This window comes from Rhodoferax sp. WC2427, assembly GCF_040822085.1.
Lineage (GTDB): Bacteria > Pseudomonadota > Gammaproteobacteria > Burkholderiales > Burkholderiaceae_C > Rhodoferax_B.
In genome coordinates, this window is the sequence record NZ_CP162006.1 from 4,359,889 (window position 1) to 4,377,958 (window position 18,070).

Sequence of the window (18,070 nt, forward strand, 5' to 3'; positions counted from 1 at the left end):
CGGCGCAGGGGCCGCAACGGACCGATTTTAGGGGGTGGATGTCACTGCGGTGTGGGCGGCTGGGCCACAAAGCCGATCTTGTTCAGACCGGCCTTTTGCGCCACGCCCATCACCTCGACCACGCGGCCATAGGGCACGGTGGTGTCGGCGCGCAATTGCACCTCGGTGCCGGGGTTCTGGTCGGCGGCCACGGCGAGCTGGACGGCCAATTCGGCCACCGTCACCGGCTGGTTGTCCAGAAAGATGTGCCCGGACTTGTCCACGACCAGGGTGACGAATTGGGGGGCGCTTTGGGATTGGGCGGCATCGGTCTTGGGCAGGTCCAGCGGGATGGAGCTCGACAGCAGCGGCGCGGTCAGGATGAAGATCACCACCAGCACCAGCATCACATCGACCAGCGGCGTCATGTTGATGTCGCTCATGGGCTGAGGGCCCTTGGTGCGTTCGAGGCGGCCGAAAGCCATAGGTCAGCGTGCCCCCACGCTTGTCACTTCGTGTACTACGCTGCCCCCCGAGGGGGCGTTCACGCCTTGGGGCGGCCCGGCGGCGTTCAAAACCGTATGTCCAGCTAGCAACTCGCGCAGGTCGCGGGCAAAGCCTTCCAGGTCAGCTTCGATGCTGCCGATCAGGCGGCCATAGACGTTGTAGGCCAGCACGGCGGGGATGGCCACAGCCAGGCCGGCGGCGGTCATCACCAGCGACTCGCCCACCGGGCCGGCCACTTTGTCGATGCTCATCTGGCCCGCCACCGCAATTGCGCCCAGCGCGTGGTAGATGCCCCAGACGGTACCGAGCAAACCCACAAACGGTGCGGTGGAGCCCACCGTGGCCAGCAGAACCTGGCCAAACTGCAGTTTGTGCAGCACGGCGTGCAAGGCGTTGCGCAGCACTCGGGTGAGCTGCTGGGAGCGGTCGCCCGCGGCGGCCAAGGTGCCGGTTGCTTCTATTTTGGTAGCTAAAACCAGAGGCAGGACAAGCGCAAGAGGGTCAAAAGATGCCAAGCGTTGCTGTGCCTCGGCCACCGTGGGGGCCTGCCAGAAAGCGGCTACGCTGCGGGCCACGTCGGTGCGGGCGCGGCGCAGCATCCAGCCTTTCCAGACAATCACCGCCCAGCTGCCCACCGACATGGCCAGCAGCACCAGCGCCACCACCCGGCTGACGACATCGCCCTGGGCCAGTAGCAGCAGCGCGTCCATGGGTTTACTTCAGGCCCAGTACGTCGAACATGTCGAACAGGCCGGTACGCTTGGTGGCCAGAAAGCGCACGGCGCGCAGGCTGCCCTGGGCGTAGGTGGCGCGGCTGGACGACTTGTGGCTGATCTCGATGCGCTCACCGGTGCCCGCGAACAGCACGGTGTGGTCGCCCACGATATCGCCACCGCGGATGGTGGCAAAGCCAATGCTGGACGGGTCGCGTTCGCCGGTGATGCCGTAGCGCTCATAGACGGCGCATTCCTTCAGGTCGCGGCCCATAGCTTCGGCGATCACTTCGCCCATTTTCAGCGCGGTGCCCGAGGGTGCGTCGATCTTGTGGCGGTGGTGGGCTTCGACGATTTCGATGTCATAGCCGGTGGACATGGCCTTGGCGGCCATTTCCAGCAGCTTGAGGGTGACGTTCACGCCCACGCTCATATTGGGGGCCATCATGATGGCGATGTGCTGGGCGATCTCGGCGATCTCGGTCTTCTGGTCGTCGCTGAAGCCGGTCGTGCCGACCACGGCGTTTACGCCCAGGCTGCGGCACATGCGCAGGTGCGCCAGCGTGCCTTCGGGGCGGGTGAAGTCGATCAGCACGCGGGCACCTTTCAGGCCCTCGTGCAGGTCGGCAGTCACGGCGACTCCGCTGCTGTGGCCTAAAAAGGCGGCAGCATCGGCACCAATCTGGGGGCTGCTGGCGATGTCCAGCGCACCGGCCAGCACGCAGTCGTCGGCATCGCGGATAGCTTCGATCAGCATGTGGCCCATACGGCCCGATGCACCGGCCACCGCAATGGCGTGCGGCAAGGGCGTGGCTGCGCCCAGAGGAGAGGATGTGTCTGTCATGGCCGGGACCTAAGGTGCAGAGGGGGTTTCAAGCGGAGGGTAGGCAGCGGCCGGTACCGCAGCCGCAGCGGCGGCCGTGGCAGCGGGTGCCGCCGGGACCGCGAACGACTTCAGGCGGTCTTCGCTGGCTTCCAGCAGGGGCACAGATTTGACGGGATGCGACTTGGCCAGCAGGCCGACGAATTCGCTCTCGCTGGGCATGGCGTCGCCTTCGACGCGGTCCATCACGTCACCCTTGAAGAACACGGTGAACTTGCGCGCCTGCGGCTCGGTGCCCTGGCGGCGCATGGTGAATACGTAGTCCCAGCGGTCGGCGTGGAACACGTCTTGCAGCAGCGAAGTGCCCAGGATGTCCTTCACCTGCTCGCGGGCCATGCCGGGCTTGAGGGCTTCGACCTGCTCTTTGGAGACGAAGTTGCCTTGCACCACTTCCATCTTGTACGGGGCCAGCGAACCGACGAATTGCCGGGTGCTGTTGTCGATACTGCTGCAGGCCCCAAGGGCCGCGCACGCCACAAGGGCCAGGGCGGTTACGGAGCCGCGCAAGGAGGGTTCAAACATAGGGTGAGACTCAGGCGATATGATCCGTCGATTGTACTGGGAGCCTTTGAACGTACCTACGTTCTTGCGCCGCCCCCCGACTCCTGAAAGACCAGCCACCATGGCCAATATCGACGAACTCAAGAACACCGGCCTGAAAGCCACCCTGCCCCGCCTGAAGATTCTGGAGATTTTCCAAACGGGTGAGTTGCGCCACATGACGGCAGAAGACGTGTTCCGGGTGCTGCTGCTGGAGCACTCCGACATCGGCCTGGCCACGGTGTACCGGGTGCTGACGCAATTCGAGCAAGCCGGCATCTTGTCGCGCAGCCATTTCGAGTCGGGCAAGTCGGTCTACGAACTCAACGAAGGCCGCCACCACGACCACTTTGTCTGCACGTCCTGCGGCAAGGTGGAAGAGTTTTTTGATGCAGAGATCGAGCAGCGCCAGCAGATCGTGGCCAAGGCCATGGGCTGGACAGTGCAGGACCACGCGATGTCTTTGTACGGCCTGTGCGCCGACTGCTCGGCTAAATAACGCCCCCGCAACACGCTATCCATTAGATAGCTGCCACCGCATATGGAATAAGCGCCAACAGCCTAAAGAGCCAAAACCCAAGGTAGATACATCCCTTCCAAGGATACCGTGGAACCGGCTCCGCCGGGCCACTGGTATCGCCCCCTGCAAGGGGGTTGGCGAAAGATGCGAAGCACTGCAGCCTGGGGGTGCGCCCTATTCAGCGGCTTCCATGGCCTTGCGGTGGCGCTCGACGAATTCCTGGTAGGTGTCGATGCCGCGCAACTGCAAAATCGTGTTGCGCACCGCGGCTTCGACCAGCACGGCGATGTTGCGGCCCGCCACCACCTGGATGATGACCTTGCGCACCGCCACGCCCAGCACGTCCTGGGTCAGCGGCTCGTAGGGCAGGCGCTCGTACTCGCGCTCCATGGTTTCCTTGCGCACCAGGTGCACGATCAGCTTGAGGCGCATCTTGCGGCGCACGGCGGTTTCGCCAAAGATGCCGCGGATGTCCAGCAGGCCGATGCCGCGCACTTCCAGCAGGTTTTGCAGCAGCTCGGGGCAGCGGCCTTCGATAGTGGTCTGGTTGATGCGGTACAGGTCCACCGCGTCGTCGGCCACCAGGCCGTTGCCGCGCGAGATCAGCTCCAGGCCCAGCTCGCTTTTGCCCAGGCCGGATTCGCCGGTGATCATCACGCCCAGCCCCAGAATGTCCATGAACACACCATGCATCGAAGTGCGGTCGGCAAAATGCTTGGACAGGTAGGCGCGCAGCACATCGATCACGAAGGCCGACGAATCCTGTGTGGCAAACATCGGGATCTGCGCCCGCTCGCACATCGACAGCAGCGCGTCGGGGGCGACCTGGCCGTCGGCCATGATCAGCACCGGTGGCTCCAGCGTGACGATGCGGGCAATGCGCCGGGCGCAATCTTCCGCCGAGGCGCTGGTCAGGTAGGCGATTTCGCGCTCGCCCATGATCTGCACGCGGTAGGGGTGGATGTAGTTGAGGTAGCCGACCAGATCGGCCCCGGAGCGCGCAGCCCGTACCGCGACTTCGTCAAAGCGCCGTTCGGAAGCACCCAGGCCCGCGACCCACTCCCAGCGCAGCAGGGAGCGGAAGGCCTCGAACAGAACGTCGGCACTGACGACGGTGGGTTTCAAAGCAGTCTAGGCTCTGAAAAATCAGGCGGGTTGGGCCGACTGCCAGCCGCAGATCAGGCCGTGCAAGGCCTCGGCATCGGCCGCATTTTTTATTTTCTCGCGCAGTGGCGCGTCGCTCAGCAGTTCGGCGATTTCGGACAGGATTTCCAGATGCTTCTGGGTCGCCGCCTCGGGCACCAGCAAAAATATCAGCAGGCCTACGGGCTGCTCGTCCGGTGCATCGAACCCGATCGGCTGGGCCAGCTGCACCACCGCAGCCATGGGCGCCTTCAGTCCCTTGATGCGGCCGTGCGGAATTGCCACCCCGTGCCCCAGGCCGGTGGAGCCCAGGCGTTCGCGGGCGAACAGGCTGTCGGTGATCAGGGCCCGGCTCAGACCATGCAGGTTTTCAAACAGCAAACCGGCTTCTTCAAAAGCACGTTTTTTGCTGGACGCATCGACGCTCACGAGCACTTGAGCGGAGGGCAGAATGGAGGCGAGGCGGTTCATAGAGAGGCGAATTATGCACGTGCGCTTGGCTGTCGGCATGCCCCAACAAAAAAGCCGCCTCGTGGTGCAGGCGGCTTTGGCATTGGGCGCTATAGCGCAGGGGGGTTACATCAGCCGCTTGGGAGCTTCGTGGTGGTGGTCTTGCACCCGGTCTTTGTGGCGGACCACCTGGCGGTCCAGCTTATCGACCAATTCGTCTACCGCGGCGTACAAATCTGCGTGGGAGCTTTCGGCGAACATGTCGTTACCTTTGACATGGATGTTGCATTCAGCGCGTTGTCTACCTTGCTTTTCCTTTTGCTTTTCAATCGTTAACAGCACCTTGACATCTACCAGTTGGTCGAAATGGCGGGTTATTCGGTCCAGTTTGGTCGTCACATAGGTACGCAAGGCGGGGGTCACATCCAGATGGTGTCCGCTGATCGTCAAGTTCATGTAGTTCCTCCTAGAGCAATACTTTCACCGTTGAAAGTGATTTCACTATGCGCCCGATATCCCCTGAACGCAACCCTTTCCCAGGCCGTTCGAATGGGTGTTACCCCGTGTAACCAGCGGCCCACAGCCTGAGCCCCACCTGTATAGATCGGCGGCGGCGGTGCCATAATTCAGGTCTTTGTCACGTCCGAGAAAACCCCATGGAAAGCGCCCCTAGTCGCTAGCTTTCACCTCCCTGCATTGCACGGGGGCTGAAAGCCTAGCCCCACCCCCGTCTTTGCCCATCCACCCCAGGGAGTGCCCCATGCTGAATATTTTCTCGTTGGCCAATGGCCGATTGTTTCAAGAAGAGATCGAGTCGTTGGAAGAGCTTTCGCGCTTCCAACCGATCTGGGTGGACCTGGAATCGCCCACGCTGGAAGAAAAGCGCTGGATCAAACAGTACTACGGCCTGTCCATCCCCGAAGACGCGATGGACGAAGATATTGAAGAATCGGCCCGTTTTTACGAAGAAGACAACGGCGAACTGCACATCCGCAGCGACTTTTTGGTGGCCGACGAGTCCGACCCACGCACCGTGCGCGTCGCCTTCATCCTGAACCAGCACAACACCGAGCTCAAAAGCCGGGGCGTGCTGTTCTCCATCCACGACGAAGACGTGCCGGTGTTCCGCCTGCTGCGCATGCGCGCGCGCCGGGCCCCGGGGCTGATCGAAGATGCCAAGGAAGTTTTACTCAAACTTTTCGATGCCGACGCCGAATACTCCGCCGACACGCTGGAAGACATCTACGTGGACCTGGAAAAAGTCAGCCGCCGGGTGCTGGCCGGCAACATGACCGACGCGCTGGCCGGGGAAGTGCTGGGCTCGATTGCCCGCCACGAGGATTTGAACGGCCGCATCCGCCGCAACATGATGGACACCCGCCGCGCCCTGAGCTTCATGATGCGCAGCAAGATGCTCAACGCCGAGCAGTTTGAAGAGGCCCGGCAGATCCACCGCGACATCGACTCGCTGGACTCGCACACCGCCTTTTTGTTCGACAAGATCAACTTCCTGATGGATGCCACGGTGGGTTTCATCAACATCAACCAGAACAAGATCATCAAGATCTTCTCGGTGGCCAGCGTGGCCCTGCTGCCGCCCACCCTGGTGGCCAGCATTTACGGCATGAACATGAAATTCCCCGAGCTGGAGTTTCTGGGCAGTTGGTCGTACCCGTATGTGGTGGCCATGATGACGGCCAGCGCACTGGTGCCGATGTGGTACTTCTACAAACGCGGCTGGCTGTCCTGAAGGCACACCATGCGCGACATCCTGGTACTTTTGGAAACCGGCGCCGACGGCAAGCCCACGGCGCTGGCCCAGCGGCTGCGCAGCCAGTGGCAAGTGGTGGCCTCGATGCCGCCGCGCCTGCTGGTGTTGCGGCTGCCCTCCTACAAGGTGGCGGCCATCCCGGGCGTGCAGCCATTGGCCCAAGCCGACCCGCCGCTGAACGAAGGCGAGCAGCTTTTTGCCGCCGCCTGGGCCGCGCAGGGGCATAAATCTGCCCCGCGCCCCGGCGATGGCGCGGATTGGGACGCGCCGGGCTTCATTCCCCCGGCCTGAAAACGCTGGGCTAGGGTTAGATCCCCATCGGCCACCAGCCGTGCCACCAGTCGGTGAAGGCCGGTTCCCAGGCCGCCGTGTAGATACGGCTGTCGCCGCCCACCACAAACACATCCAGCTTGTTGGGCGCACGCGATACCGCGGTGATGGCGGCACCGAGCGCGGCAGCACCTCCGTTGAGCCGCCACCAACCGTGCCAACCGTCGGTAAACGCGGGCTCCCAGGCCGCGGTGTAGGTGCCCCGGTCGGTACCGGTGACAAAAATATCCAGCTTGTTGGCCGAGCGGGACACGGCATGGATGGGCGCACCGGGCCGGCCGCGCCCACCCTGGATGTGCCACCAGCCGTGCCAGCCGTCGGTAAACGCGGGCTCCCAGGCCGCGGTCAGGGTTTCACCGCCATTGGCCACCGCAAAAATATCCAGCTTGTTGGCGCTGCGCGATACCGCATTGATCGCGCCGCCCGCCGGGAAACGCGCCGCGCCCACCCGCCACCAGCCGTGCCAGCCGTCGGCAAACGAGGGCTGCCAGGCGGCGGTATAGGCAAAGCCATCGGTGCCCACCACGAAGATGTCCAGCTGGTTCGGCCCGCGCACCGCCGCCCCCACGGGTGCACCTGGGGCCGCCATGCCCCCCTGGATGTGCCACCAGCCGTGCCATCCATCGGCGAAGCTGGGCTGCCAGGCTGCCGACATCACCCGACCCGACGTGTCGGTGGCAAAAATATCCAGATGGTCGGCACTGCGCGACACCGCGCTAACCTGGCTGCGGTGCGGCACGCTGATGTTGCCGATGCGCCACCAGCCCCGCCAGCCGGTGTCGGGCCGCCACGCGGCGGTGTAGACGTGGTTGTCCATGCCCACCACAAAGATGTCCAGCTTGTCAGTCCCCCGGCTGACCGCCGTGACCGGCGCGCCTGCTGCCGCCATGCCGCCCTGGATATGCCAGAAGCCCTGCCACCAATTGGGCATCGCCGGCTCCCAGGCGGCGGACATGACGCGCCCGTCCTGGTCGGTAAAGAAGATATCCAGCTTATTGGCCGCGCGCGATACGGCGTGCACCGGCGCGCCCTGCGGCACCCGGGTGCTGCTCAGCGCCCAGCCCAGGTGGCGGCGGGTTGAGGCGCACATGGCCCAGTCGTTGGCCTTCATCAGGCAGGCAATGCCGCCGCCGGGCGCACAGGTGGCGCAGTTGCGGTTGGGCTCGTTGTAAATGCCGTGGGTGCTGGTGCAGTTGCAATTGGCGGCGGTGTATTCGTCGGGGCACGAAAAAATGTGCCCGGTTTCGTGGGCCACCACGCGGTCGATGTTGTCCGGCCCCCAGCCGTCATTGGCGTAGTCCATCACGATGCGCGGCGCGCTGGCGTAGGCAAAGTGCCACAGCGGATAGCCTTTCACGAAAAAAATACAGTAGGCCCAGCGGGTACCCAGCCGGGTGCGCAGGGCGCTGACGTAGTTCACCACGCCCTGCCAGTTCTGCGTCTGGCCCAGCGCGCCCATGGCGGGGTTGCGCCAGCGGGATTCATCGTCTGCGGCCGTGGCCGTGGTGCTGGTGGAAATGCTGACGCTGTTGATTTCGTAGTGCCAACTGACCCCGGAGGCCGGGTCCTGGTTGCCCAGCCAGGTCAGCCCGGCTTGCACCTCGGCCACCACCTTGACCCGCTCGGCCGCACTGAACCGGGTAGCGGCCGTGGGGCCGTTGACGATGATGATGCCCACCGCCACCGAGCCCGCCAGAAACGCATCGCCCACGCCGCGCTCGCCCTTTGCTGCGGCGCCGATCGCCTCCAGCGCGTCCCGGCCCACGGGGGCTTCGGGCGCGCAGCCGTGCATGTCCCAGTCTTCGCCGTCACGGGGGCGCTTGGCCTTGGCGGCGCGGTACTTGGCGCTGCGGCGCAAGGTAAAGGCCGACAGGCCCAGCTTCTCGGTCAGGTTCAACACGGCCGCCGTGGCCTTGGGCAAGGCGGTCACGGCAAACGGCTGGCCACCGATCTCGGCGGGCTGGGCGCGGCGGATTTGCACGTTCGGCCCGTAGTCGTGCAGCAGGCCGCCATCGTTGTCGGGCGGCTGCCCGGCGCTGCGGGCCTTGGAGATACTGCGCGTGCCCGGCGTGGCCAATCGCTCGTACTCGGTGTTGATTTCGGTCATGGAAGGGGCTCCTGTGGGCACCCCACGACTGCAGAGCGCACTTCAGAATAGGTGCCCGATGCGCTGACCGCATCATCGAAAAGGGGGAAAACCCGCTACAGCCGCTGCACCAACCCGGCCAGTACGGCCTGTGCATAGCGGCTGGCCACGGTGCGCACGAACGCGGCAAAGTCGGTGTGCGCCGTGTCGTCGGCCCGGTCGGAGATGCTGCGCATGGCGGCGAAAGGCACGCCGTAGTCATGGCACACCTGGGCCACGGCGGCCCCTTCCATCTCCACCGCCAGCGCCTCATGCCCGTGCGCGCGCAAAGCGGCTTGCAAGGCCTGCACTTCGGTGGCGGCAGACACAAAACGGTCGCCGCTGGCCACCAGGCCGTGGTGGATACGCGGTGGCAGAGGATTTAAGCCAAATCGGCCTCCCGTGCTTATTCCACTAGCGTGAGCAGCTATTAAAAGTGTAGTGGTGAGGTTTTCATCACAGGCAAAGCGCGCCTGGCCGTACAGGGGTACTTCAAAGGGTGGAAACAGCGGCGCGGCGTTCATGTCGTGCTGCAGAAAGTCTGCCGCCACCACCACGTCGCCCACCTGCACGCCCTCGCCCACCCCACCGGCCACACCGGTAAACACGATGCGGCTGGCCCCAAACTTCTCGATCAAGGCCGTGGCCGTGGTGGCCGCCGCCACCTTGCCGATGCGCGACAGCGCCAGCACCACCGGCTGGCCGTGCCACAGCCCCAGGCCGAAGCTGCGCCCGGCGTGCTGCACGCGGCGGGGCTGCTCCAGTTGCTCGAAGATGCCCTGCTGTTCTGCCGCCAAGGCACTCAAGATCGCCAGGATCATGCTTTGGTGCGAAGTTCTCGGCGCAGGATTTTGCCCACCGGGGTTTTGGGCAGCTCGGTACGGAACTCGACCACGCGGGGCTGTTTGTAGCCGGTGAGGTTGGCCTTGCAGTAGGCGCGCACCTGCTCCTCAGACAGGGCCGGATCTTTCTTGACGATCACCAGCTTGACGGCCTCGCCGGTCTTCTCGTCGGGCACACCCACGCAGGCGCATTCCAGCACGCCGGGCATGGCGGCCACTACGTCTTCAACCTCGTTGGGGTAGACGTTGAAGCCGCTGACCAGCACCATGTCTTTCTTGCGGTCCACGATCTTGAAGTAGCCGCGCGCATCCATGGTGGCGATGTCGCCGGTTTTGAAGTAGCCGTCGGCCGTCATGGCCTGGGCGGTCTCGTCCGGGCGCAGCCAATAGCCCTCCATCACCTGCGGGCCCTTGATGGCGATTTCCCCCGGCTGGCCCATGGGCACTTCCGCCCCCGCGTCGTCCAGCAGCTTGAAATAGGTGCTGGACAGCGGCACGCCGATGGTGCCGGTGTAGTCGCTGCGGGTGGGTGGGTTGCAGCTGGCGGTGGGCGAGGTTTCGCTCAGGCCGTAGCCCTCGCAGATCGGGCAGCCGGTTTTTTCCAGCCACAGCTTGGCCACCGCCGCCTGCACCGCCATGCCGCCGCCGATGGAGACCTTCAGGTGGCTCCAGTCCACGGTCTTGAAGTCGGGGTGGTTGGCCAGGCCGTTGAACAGGGTGTTGACCGCGGGCAGGCTGTGGATGCGGTGCTGCGACAGCTCTTTGAGCACCGCCTTGAGGTCGCGCGGATTGGGTATCAGGATCAGCTTGCCGCCAGTGCGCATCGACAGCATCATGCCCACGGTGAACGCGAAGATGTGGTACAGCGGCAGCGCGCACACGCTGGTGGGCTGCTCGCCCTGGGGCACCTTGTCCATCACCGGCTGGTTCCAGGCCTCGGACTGCAGCACGTTGGCGATCACGTTGCGGTGCAGCAGCACCGCCCCCTTGGACACGCCGGTGGTGCCCCCGGTGTACTGCAGCACGGCGATGTCGTCCGGCTGCACCGGCACCGGGGTGAAGACCGCACGCCGACCCTGCGCCAGGGCCGTATTGAACCGCACCGCGCGGGGCAACTGGAACGGCGGCACCAGCTTCTTGACTTTGCGCACCACGTAGTTGACCAGCGCCCCCTTGAGCAGCCCGAGCTGGTCACCCATGGCGCACAAGACGATGTGCTGGATGGGGGTGTTGGCCAGGCACTGCTGCAACGTGGCGCCGAAGTTCTCCAGAATCACGATGGCCTTGGCGCCCGAGTCTTTCAACTGGTGCTCCAGCTCGCGCGGGGTGTACAGCGGGTTCACGTTGACCAGCACCAGCCCGGCCCGCAGCAAGGCGGCCACGGCCACCGGGTACTGCGGCACGTTGGGCATCATCACCGCCACCCGGTCGCCCTTGGCCAGCTGCAGGCTTTGCAGGTAGGCGGCAAACTGGCGGCTCAGGGTGTCGGTTTCCCCATAGCTCAGGTCCTTGCCCATGAAGCTATAGGCGGTGCGGTCGGCGTACTTCTGAAAGCTTTCTTCCAGCAGGGCCTGCAGCGATGCGTAGCGCGACGGGTCGATGTCGGCAGGCACGCCCGGGGGGTAGCTGCTGAGCCAGATGCGCTCGGTCATAACGGGGTTCTCCACACGGCTATTCAATCGCTTTGCCCATGTCTTCCACGACCTTTTTGGCATCGCCGAAGACCATCATGGTCTTGTCCATGTAGAACAGCTCGTTGTCCAGCCCGGCGTAGCCTGCGGCCATGCTGCGCTTGTTGACGATGATGGTCTTGGCCTTGTAGGCCTCCAGGATCGGCATGCCGTAGATGGGGCTGCCCTTGGTGTGCGCGGCGGGGTTCACCACGTCGTTGGCGCCCAGGATGATCGCCACATCGACCTGGCCGAACTCGCCGTTGATGTCTTCCATTTCAAACACCTGGTCGTAGGGCACCTCGGCCTCGGCCAGCAGCACGTTCATGTGGCCCGGCATGCGCCCAGCCACCGGGTGGATAGCGTACTTGACGATGATGCCCTTGTCGGTGAGCTTTTGCGCCAGCTCTTTCACCGCATGCTGGGCGCGCGCCACGGCCAGGCCGTAGCCGGGCACGATGACCACGGTTTCGGCATTGCCCAGCACGAAAGCCGCGTCGTCGGCGCTGCCGCTCTTGACCGCGCGCTGCACGGCAGAACCCGCCGCTGCGGCCGTGGCGTCCCCGCCAAAACCGCCGCCGATCACGTTGAAGAACGAGCGGTTCATGGCCTTGCACATGATGTAGCTCAGGATGGCACCGCTGGAGCCTACGAGTGAGCCGGCAATGATCAGCATGCTGTTGTTCAGGCTGAAGCCAATGCCCGCCGCCGCCCAGCCGGAGTAGCTGTTCAGCATGGACACCACCACCGGCATGTCGGCCCCGCCGATCGGGATGATCAGCAGCACCCCCAGGGCAAAGCCCAGGGCGATCACCAGGCACATGTCCATCCAGCTCTGCGAATGCCAGAAGCCGAACACGAAGAACACCGCCGCCAGGCCCAGCACCAGGTTCAGCTTGTGCTGGCCGGGAAAGCTCACCGGCGTGCCCTGGAACAGGCGGAACTTGTACTTGCCGCTGAGCTTGCCAAACGCAATCACCGAGCCGCTGAACGTGACCGCGCCGATAAAGGCGCCCAGCGCCAGCTCGATGCGGTTGCCGCCGGGAATGGCCATGCCCTTGGCCGCAATCGCGAATGCCCAGGGTTCGGCCACCGCGGCCACGGCGATGAACACCGCTGCCAGACCGATCATGCTGTGCATGAAGGCCACCAGCTCGGGCATCTTGGTCATCTCGACCCGCTTGGCCATCAGCGTGCCGACGCTGCCGCCGACCAGCAACGCGCCCAGCACCCAGGCCATGCCCTCCATGCCGTTCTGCCCCATCTGACCTGCCAGCTTGAAGATCAGCGCGATGGTGGTGACCACCGCCACCCCCATGCCCAGCATGCCGAAGAAATTACCCCGGATCGAGGTGGTGGGATGGCTCAAGCCCTTGAGCGCCTGGATGAAGCAGACACTGGCGAACAAATACAACAGGGTGACGAGGTTCAGGCTCATTTGGCTTCCTTGGCTGGGGTCTTTTTCTCTTTCTTTTTGAACATTTCCAGCATCCGCCGGGTGACCATGAAGCCACCGAATACGTTCACGGCAGCCAGCGCCACGGCCAGCACGCCCATGGTTTTGCCCAGGTTGGTTTCGGTCAGCGCGGCGGCCAGCATGGCGCCGATGATGACGATGGCCGAGATGGCGTTGGTCACCGCCATCAGCGGCGTGTGCAGTGCGGGGGTGACAGTCCAGACCACGTGGTAGCCCACGTAGATAGCCAGCACGAAGATGATCAGGTTGGTGACCGTGGGGGAAAGTATGTCCATGGAGTGGTTTCCTTGTGTGGGGCTTATTTGCGCGTGACGGCACCGGCCTGGGTGACGAGGCAGGCGGCCACGATGTCGTCGGCCATGTCCACGTTCAGCGTGCCTTCTTTGGTCAGCACCAGCTTCAAAAAGTCGAGGATGTTGCGGGCGTACAGGGCGGACGCATCGGCGGCCACCAGCGCGGGCAGGTTGGTTTCGCCGATCAGCGTCACGCCATGCTTGACCACGGTCTTGTCGGCTTCGGACAGTGGGCAGTTGCCGCCGCCGTTGGGGCCCTTGCCTGCGGCGATGTCCACGATCACCGAGCCCGGCTTCATGCTTTTCACCATGTCTTCGGTGATCAGCGTAGGCGCGGCGCGGCCCGGGATGAGGGCGGTGGAGATCACCACGTCGGCCAAGGCCACGCGCTTGGCCACTTCCACCTGCTGGCGCGCCAGCCAGCTCGGCGGCATGGGCTTGGCGTAGCCGCCCACGCCCACAGCGGCCTCTTTTTCTTCCGGGGTGTCGTAGGACACCTCGATGAACTTGCCACCCAGCGACTCAACCTGCTCCTTCACGCTGGGGCGCACGTCGGATGCCTCGATCACCGCGCCCAGGCGCTTGGCGGTGGCAATGGCCTGCAGGCCCGCCACGCCCACGCCCAGGATCACCACGCGGGCGGCCTTGACGGTGCCGGCGGCGGTCATCAGCATGGGGAAGAAGCGCTGGTATTTGTCGGCGGCCATCATCACGGCCTTGTACCCGGCGATGTTGGCCTGGCTGGAGAGCACGTCCATGCTCTGGGCACGGCTGCTGCGCGGGGCGGCTTCGAGTGCAAAGCTGGTCAGGCCCGCCGTGGCCAGGCGTTGCAGGCCCTCGGCATCAAAGGGGTTGAGCATGCCGACCAGGGTGGTGCCGGGGCGCATTTGCGCGGCCTCCGAGTCGGACGGGCTGCGCACCTTGAGCACCAGGTCGCAGGCCAAGGCGCCTGCGGCATCGGTGATCTCGGCACCGGCGGCCGTGTAGGCCGCGTCGGTGGCGCTGGCGGCGATGCCAGCCCCCGATTGGATGCGGACCGTGTGGCCCTGGGATGCCAGCTTTTTGGCGGTTTCGGGGGTGACTGCGACACGGGTTTCTCCGGTCGCCGTCTCTAGCGGCACACCAATCAGCATGGGGTCTCCTCGATGGTTTTAAATTTTCTTGAAAATGTGCGACTTTTGGCTTGCTTTGCAGCAAAAGTCGGTATCTTTGCCTTGCAAGCTTAACTGACTTTACCCAAGCCACTGCCGCCCACAAACGCCTGGGCGACAGAGCGAAGACCTTGTCCGCAAATTCGCCGAGGCCGCGGCTCCTGTACGGACAAGGTCTTCTCCATAATGGGTGCATGAAGCATCGATGGAAACCCAGCGTCACGGTGGCCGCCGTGGTGGAGCACGAGGGCCGGTTCCTGCTGGTCGAAGAACACACGCCCGAGGGCCTGCGGCTGAACAACCCGGCCGGGCACCTGGAGCCCGGCGAATCCCTGGCCGAGGCCTGCGCCCGCGAAACCCTGGAGGAAACCGCCACCAGCTTCACCCCCACCGCCCTGGTCGGCGTGTACCAGGCGCGTTTGCTGCCCGCCAACAGCACGGAATTCACCACCTACCTGCGCTTTGCCTTTTGCGGCACGCTGGGCGACTTCCACCCCGGGCGCAGGCTGGACCACGGCATCAAGCGCACCCTGTGGATGACCCCCGCCGAGATCCGCGCCAGCACCCACCGGCACCGCAGCCCGATGCTGCTGCGCGGCATAGAGGATTACCTGGCCGGGCGGCGGTTTCCGTTGGACCTGGTGTACACCGCCCCATAGACTTTAAGGCCATTTTTTCTGCATTAAATCGGCACCCAGCGCTTATTCCATAGGCGTAAGCAGCTCTTATTTTTAATATCAAAAATAAGAGCAGACGCAGCAATGTGGCCAGGTTTTTACAATCAGGGCATGGGAACACACAGCAAACAACGGGTCGTGGTCGGATTGAGCGGCGGGGTGGATTCGGCCGTCAGCGCCTATCTGCTGAAAAAACAGGGCTATGAAGTCATCGGCATCTTCATGAAAAATTGGGAGGACGATGACGACAGCGAGTACTGCTCCAGCAACATCGACTTCGTGGATGCCGCCGCCGTGGCCGACGTGATCGGCATCGAGATCGAGCACGTCAACTTCGCCGCCGAGTACAAAGACCGGGTGTTTGCCGAATTTCTGCGCGAATACCAGGCGGGCCGCACGCCCAACCCCGACATCCTGTGCAATGCCGAAATCAAGTTCAAGGCGTTCCTGGACCACGCGATCCGCCTGGGCGCCGAGAAAATCGCCACCGGCCACTACGCCCGGGTGCGCGAGACAAACGGCCAGTTCCAGTTGCTCAAGGGCCTGGACCCGTCCAAGGACCAAAGCTATTTTCTGCACCGCCTGAACCAGGCGCAGCTCAGCAAAACCCTGTTCCCGGTGGGCGAGCTGCACAAGACCGAGGTGCGCCGCATCGCGTCCGAGATGGCGCTGCCCAATGCCGCCAAGAAGGACTCCACCGGCATCTGCTTCATTGGCGAGCGCCCGTTCCGCGACTTTTTGAACCGCTACATCGCCAAGGAACCCGGCCCCATCAAGGACGAAAAAGGCCGCGTCCTGGGCAAGCACGTGGGCCTGAGCTTCTACACCCTGGGCCAGCGCCAGGGCCTGGGCATCGGCGGCATCAAGGAAAAAGGCGCGCAGCGCGGCGGCGGCGAACACGCCCCCTGGTTCGTGGCCCGCAAGGACATGGCGCGCAACACCCTGTGGGTGGTGCAGGGCCACGACCACCCCTGGCTGCAGTCGCACAGCCTGGTGGCCGACGACGTGAGCTGGGTGGCGGGCCACGCGCCGGTGCCGGGCCGCTACGCCGCCAAGAGCCGCTACCGGCAGGCCGATGCGCCGTGCACGCTGGAAGAGGCCGGAAGCGGCTTCCGCCTGGACTTCCCGGACGCGCAGTGGGCCGTCACGCCGGGGCAGTCGGCGGTGGTGTACGACGGCGAGGTGTGCCTGGGGGGTGGCGTGATTGGCGTGGACCCAGGGGTCTGATAGGCCGCCTGCGCCCACCGGATAAGCGCGAGTAGCTATTTTTTAGATAGCATCCAAGTGGCAGGAGCAGCGTGGTCCTTGCCAGCCCTGGCCAGGGTGGCAGCCGCCTCAGGCCCGCCAGGTGCGGCCACGAAACGCCTCGACCAGAAAGTCCACCAAGGCGCGCACTTTGGGGGTGAGGTGTTTGCGGCTCGGGTACAGGGCATAAACCCCCAGCTCCACCGCGCGGTACTGCGGCAGCACCTCGGCCAGCGCACCCGAGGCCAGATGCGCCTCGACCATGAACGCGGGTTGCAGCACGATGCCCTGGTGCCCCAAGGCCGCAGCGCAGCAGGTGTCGCCGCTGTTGGTGCGCATGCGCGGCTGCACCTTGACCTTGACCGCGCCCTGCGGCCCCTCGAACTCCCAGTAGTCGCCCGTGGCCAGCAAGGTGTAGGTGATGACGGCGTGTTGCGCAATCTCGGACGGGTGGGTGGGCGTGCCTTGGCGGCGCAGGTATTCGGGCGAGGCGCACACCACCAGACGCGTGGACGTGAGAAAGCGGCTGACCAGCGATGAGCTCGGCAGCCTGGCAATGCGTACCGCCAGGTCGTAGCCCTCCTCCACCAGGTCCACCATGCGGTCGGCCAGCGACACCTCCAGCATGACCTTCGGGTGCAGGGCCATGAACTGCGGCCACAGCGGGGCCAACTGCCCCATGCCGAAGCTGACCGGCACGTTGACGCGCAGCTGGCCAATGGCCTCGCCAGTGTGCGTGCTGAGTTCGGCCTCGGCCTCTTCGATGCCCTCCAACAATTCCTTGCAGCGCTCGTAGAAAACCTCGCCCTCCTGCGTCAGCGAGAGCTTGCGGGTGGTCCGCTGCAGCAGGCGCGTGCCCAGCCGGGCCTCCAGATCACCCACCAAGCGGGACACCGCCGTCTTGGAAAGGGCCAAGGCATCCGCCGCACGCACAAAGCTGCCTTCGTGGACCACGTGGGCGAAAGCGCGCATTTCCTGGAATTTGTCCATGCCCTATTGTGCCGATATTCGGGACTATGTGTGCAATGAATGGCGGTTTATCTTTTAAACCGGGCCTTTTACAGTTCACTCATCGCAGCATTTCGCTGTAATCACTAGGAGAAAATCATGAAAATCACTGTCATTGGCGCCGGCAATATGGGCTCGGCCTTCGTCAAACAACTCGTCCGTGCGGGCCACCAGGTCAGCGTCACGGCCCGCGATGCGGCCCGGGCCGCGCTGGTGGCCGCCAACCACCCCGGCGCCCGGGCCGTTGCCACGGCAGGCGCCGCCGCCGATGCGGATGCCGTCGTGCTGGCCACCGGCTACGCCGATGCCACCAGCGCCTTGCTAGCCGTCGGCGATCTGCAGGGCAAGGTGGTCATCGACATCACCAACCCCCTCACACCCGACTACATGGGCCTGACGCTGGGCTACGACACGTCGGCTGCCGAAGAAATCGCCAAGGCGGTGCCCGGTGCCGAAGTGGTCAAAGGCTTCAACACCGTGTTTGCCCAGGTGCTGGCCGAAGGTGCCGACTTCGGCAACGGCCAAAAGGTCAGCGTGTTCGTTGCCAGCGACAGCACCCGCGCCAAGCAGACCGCCACCGCCCTGGCCCAAAGCATGGGCTTCGAGGTGGTGGATGCCGGTGGCCTGCGCAACGCGCGCTACCTCGAACCGCTGGCCGGTTTGAACATTTACCTGGGTTACGGCGCAGGCCTGGGCACGGCCATCGCCCCGACCTGGATCCACAAAGCCTGAAGACCTTTTCACCC

Annotated in this window: 20 protein-coding genes; 6 read left to right on the top strand and 14 right to left on the bottom strand. The window is 64.5% G+C overall.

What is annotated here, in order from left to right; translation table 11 throughout:
- Positions 1 to 41 precede the first annotated feature (41 nt).
- From AB3G31_RS20285 to AB3G31_RS20300, 4 genes are read right to left on the bottom strand one after another with little or no spacing between them, the layout of a single operon-like run.
- Entirely contained in the window at positions 42 to 464 is a 423-nt protein-coding gene (locus AB3G31_RS20285; protein WP_367847851.1) for an ExbD/TolR family protein, read from the bottom strand.
- A gap of 3 nt (positions 465 to 467) precedes the next feature.
- A complete protein-coding gene (locus tag AB3G31_RS20290) occupies positions 468 to 1,196 on the bottom strand; it encodes a MotA/TolQ/ExbB proton channel family protein (protein WP_367847852.1) in 729 nt (242 codons plus the stop codon).
- Positions 1,197 to 1,200: 4 nt separating this feature from the next.
- Positions 1,201 to 2,043 (bottom strand): 4-hydroxy-tetrahydrodipicolinate reductase, encoded by an 843-nt coding sequence (gene dapB, locus AB3G31_RS20295; protein WP_367847853.1) that lies wholly within the window; start codon positions 2,041 to 2,043, stop codon positions 1,201 to 1,203.
- A 9-nt stretch (positions 2,044 to 2,052) separates the two neighbouring features.
- A complete protein-coding gene (locus tag AB3G31_RS20300; protein ID WP_367847854.1) occupies positions 2,053 to 2,604 on the bottom strand; it encodes an outer membrane protein assembly factor BamE in 552 nt (183 codons plus the stop codon).
- A 100-nt stretch (positions 2,605 to 2,704) separates the two neighbouring features.
- On the opposite strand from AB3G31_RS20300, the gene fur reads away from it, so the two are divergent.
- Positions 2,705 to 3,121 (top strand): ferric iron uptake transcriptional regulator, encoded by a 417-nt coding sequence (gene fur, locus AB3G31_RS20305; RefSeq protein ID WP_315246777.1) that lies wholly within the window; start codon positions 2,705 to 2,707, stop codon positions 3,119 to 3,121.
- Between the two features lie 195 nt (positions 3,122 to 3,316).
- Here fur and hprK read toward each other — a convergent pair whose 3' ends face one another.
- From hprK to raiA, 3 genes are all read right to left on the bottom strand, one after another.
- Positions 3,317 to 4,267, bottom strand: coding sequence for an HPr(Ser) kinase/phosphatase (hprK, locus tag AB3G31_RS20310; protein WP_367847855.1), 951 nt, complete (start codon positions 4,265 to 4,267; stop codon positions 3,317 to 3,319).
- A 21-nt stretch (positions 4,268 to 4,288) separates the two neighbouring features.
- Positions 4,289 to 4,756: a PTS sugar transporter subunit IIA gene (locus AB3G31_RS20315; protein ID WP_367847856.1), complete on the bottom strand. Its 468-nt coding sequence runs from the start codon at positions 4,754 to 4,756 to the stop codon at positions 4,289 to 4,291.
- A 105-nt stretch (positions 4,757 to 4,861) separates the two neighbouring features.
- Positions 4,862 to 5,191 carry a ribosome-associated translation inhibitor RaiA gene (gene raiA / locus AB3G31_RS20320; RefSeq protein WP_315246780.1) on the bottom strand — a complete coding sequence of 110 codons (330 nt, stop codon included), beginning with the start codon at positions 5,189 to 5,191 and terminating at the stop codon, positions 4,862 to 4,864.
- A 304-nt stretch (positions 5,192 to 5,495) separates the two neighbouring features.
- Between raiA and AB3G31_RS20325 the strand changes: the two genes are divergently transcribed.
- A complete protein-coding gene (locus AB3G31_RS20325) occupies positions 5,496 to 6,485 on the top strand; it encodes a magnesium and cobalt transport protein CorA (RefSeq protein ID WP_367847857.1) in 990 nt (329 codons plus the stop codon).
- Between the two features lie 9 nt (positions 6,486 to 6,494).
- Positions 6,495 to 6,797: a hypothetical protein gene (locus AB3G31_RS20330; RefSeq protein ID WP_367847858.1), complete on the top strand. Its 303-nt coding sequence runs from the start codon at positions 6,495 to 6,497 to the stop codon at positions 6,795 to 6,797.
- Between the two features lie 16 nt (positions 6,798 to 6,813).
- Here AB3G31_RS20330 and AB3G31_RS20335 read toward each other — a convergent pair whose 3' ends face one another.
- The 6 genes from AB3G31_RS20335 to AB3G31_RS20360 form a co-directional block, all read right to left on the bottom strand.
- Positions 6,814 to 8,943, bottom strand: coding sequence for a hypothetical protein (locus AB3G31_RS20335; protein WP_367847859.1), 2,130 nt, complete (start codon positions 8,941 to 8,943; stop codon positions 6,814 to 6,816).
- 95 nt (positions 8,944 to 9,038) lie between these two features.
- On the bottom strand, positions 9,039 to 9,782 hold the full coding sequence (locus AB3G31_RS20340; protein ID WP_367847860.1) for a 5'-methylthioadenosine/adenosylhomocysteine nucleosidase: 744 nt from the start codon (positions 9,780 to 9,782) through the stop codon (positions 9,039 to 9,041).
- Positions 9,779 to 11,455 carry a long-chain-fatty-acid--CoA ligase gene (locus AB3G31_RS20345; RefSeq protein ID WP_367847861.1) on the bottom strand — a complete coding sequence of 559 codons (1,677 nt, stop codon included), beginning with the start codon at positions 11,453 to 11,455 and terminating at the stop codon, positions 9,779 to 9,781. The genes AB3G31_RS20340 and AB3G31_RS20345 overlap by 4 nt, the downstream gene beginning before the upstream one ends.
- 19 nt (positions 11,456 to 11,474) lie before the next feature.
- Positions 11,475 to 12,911 (bottom strand): NAD(P)(+) transhydrogenase (Re/Si-specific) subunit beta, encoded by a 1,437-nt coding sequence (locus tag AB3G31_RS20350; protein WP_367847862.1) that lies wholly within the window; start codon positions 12,909 to 12,911, stop codon positions 11,475 to 11,477.
- Positions 12,908 to 13,225: an NAD(P) transhydrogenase subunit alpha gene (locus AB3G31_RS20355; protein ID WP_367847863.1), complete on the bottom strand. Its 318-nt coding sequence runs from the start codon at positions 13,223 to 13,225 to the stop codon at positions 12,908 to 12,910. Before AB3G31_RS20355 ends, AB3G31_RS20350 begins: the two co-directional genes overlap by 4 nt.
- Positions 13,226 to 13,248: 23 nt before the next feature.
- On the bottom strand, positions 13,249 to 14,376 hold the full coding sequence (locus AB3G31_RS20360; protein ID WP_367847864.1) for a Re/Si-specific NAD(P)(+) transhydrogenase subunit alpha: 1,128 nt from the start codon (positions 14,374 to 14,376) through the stop codon (positions 13,249 to 13,251).
- Positions 14,377 to 14,588: 212 nt separating this feature from the next.
- Between AB3G31_RS20360 and AB3G31_RS20365 the strand changes: the two genes are divergently transcribed.
- Both AB3G31_RS20365 and mnmA read left to right on the top strand, forming a co-directional pair.
- Positions 14,589 to 15,053 (top strand): NUDIX hydrolase, encoded by a 465-nt coding sequence (locus AB3G31_RS20365; protein ID WP_367847865.1) that lies wholly within the window; start codon positions 14,589 to 14,591, stop codon positions 15,051 to 15,053.
- 129 nt (positions 15,054 to 15,182) lie between these two features.
- A complete protein-coding gene (mnmA, locus tag AB3G31_RS20370) occupies positions 15,183 to 16,298 on the top strand; it encodes a tRNA 2-thiouridine(34) synthase MnmA (protein WP_367847866.1) in 1,116 nt (371 codons plus the stop codon).
- A gap of 108 nt (positions 16,299 to 16,406) precedes the next feature.
- Here mnmA and AB3G31_RS20375 read toward each other — a convergent pair whose 3' ends face one another.
- Complete coding sequence (locus AB3G31_RS20375; protein WP_367847867.1) at positions 16,407 to 17,306, bottom strand: LysR family transcriptional regulator; 900 nt, start codon at positions 17,304 to 17,306, stop codon at positions 16,407 to 16,409.
- 117 nt (positions 17,307 to 17,423) lie between these two features.
- On the opposite strand from AB3G31_RS20375, the gene AB3G31_RS20380 reads away from it, so the two are divergent.
- Positions 17,424 to 18,056, top strand: a complete 633-nt coding sequence (locus tag AB3G31_RS20380; protein WP_367847868.1) for an NADPH-dependent F420 reductase — start codon at positions 17,424 to 17,426, stop codon at positions 18,054 to 18,056.
- Positions 18,057 to 18,070 lie beyond the last annotated feature (14 nt).

Bases quoted from the DNA above. Each gene is read 5' to 3' on its own strand.
- AB3G31_RS20340 (WP_367847860.1), bottom strand. From the start codon at position 9,782: ATGATCCTGGCGATCTTGAGTGCCTTGGCGGCAGAACAGCAGGGCATC.
- AB3G31_RS20375 (WP_367847867.1), bottom strand. From the start codon at position 17,306: ATGGACAAATTCCAGGAAATGCGCGCTTTCGCCCACGTGGTCCACGAA.
- AB3G31_RS20360 (WP_367847864.1), bottom strand. From the start codon at position 14,376: ATGCTGATTGGTGTGCCGCTAGAGACGGCGACCGGAGAAACCCGTGTC.
- fur (WP_315246777.1), top strand. From the start codon at position 2,705: ATGGCCAATATCGACGAACTCAAGAACACCGGCCTGAAAGCCACCCTG.
- AB3G31_RS20285 (WP_367847851.1), bottom strand. From the start codon at position 464: ATGGCTTTCGGCCGCCTCGAACGCACCAAGGGCCCTCAGCCCATGAGC.
- AB3G31_RS20315 (WP_367847856.1), bottom strand. From the start codon at position 4,756: ATGAACCGCCTCGCCTCCATTCTGCCCTCCGCTCAAGTGCTCGTGAGC.
- mnmA (WP_367847866.1), top strand. From the start codon at position 15,183: ATGGGAACACACAGCAAACAACGGGTCGTGGTCGGATTGAGCGGCGGG.
- AB3G31_RS20345 (WP_367847861.1), bottom strand. From the start codon at position 11,455: ATGACCGAGCGCATCTGGCTCAGCAGCTACCCCCCGGGCGTGCCTGCC.
- raiA (WP_315246780.1), bottom strand. From the start codon at position 5,191: ATGAACTTGACGATCAGCGGACACCATCTGGATGTGACCCCCGCCTTG.
- AB3G31_RS20365 (WP_367847865.1), top strand. From the start codon at position 14,589: ATGAAGCATCGATGGAAACCCAGCGTCACGGTGGCCGCCGTGGTGGAG.
- AB3G31_RS20380 (WP_367847868.1), top strand. From the start codon at position 17,424: ATGAAAATCACTGTCATTGGCGCCGGCAATATGGGCTCGGCCTTCGTC.
- AB3G31_RS20330 (WP_367847858.1), top strand. From the start codon at position 6,495: ATGCGCGACATCCTGGTACTTTTGGAAACCGGCGCCGACGGCAAGCCC.
- AB3G31_RS20290 (WP_367847852.1), bottom strand. From the start codon at position 1,196: ATGGACGCGCTGCTGCTACTGGCCCAGGGCGATGTCGTCAGCCGGGTG.
- AB3G31_RS20350 (WP_367847862.1), bottom strand. From the start codon at position 12,911: ATGAGCCTGAACCTCGTCACCCTGTTGTATTTGTTCGCCAGTGTCTGC.
- dapB (WP_367847853.1), bottom strand. From the start codon at position 2,043: ATGACAGACACATCCTCTCCTCTGGGCGCAGCCACGCCCTTGCCGCAC.
- AB3G31_RS20355 (WP_367847863.1), bottom strand. From the start codon at position 13,225: ATGGACATACTTTCCCCCACGGTCACCAACCTGATCATCTTCGTGCTG.
- AB3G31_RS20300 (WP_367847854.1), bottom strand. From the start codon at position 2,604: ATGTTTGAACCCTCCTTGCGCGGCTCCGTAACCGCCCTGGCCCTTGTG.
- AB3G31_RS20335 (WP_367847859.1), bottom strand. From the start codon at position 8,943: ATGACCGAAATCAACACCGAGTACGAGCGATTGGCCACGCCGGGCACG.
- AB3G31_RS20325 (WP_367847857.1), top strand. From the start codon at position 5,496: ATGCTGAATATTTTCTCGTTGGCCAATGGCCGATTGTTTCAAGAAGAG.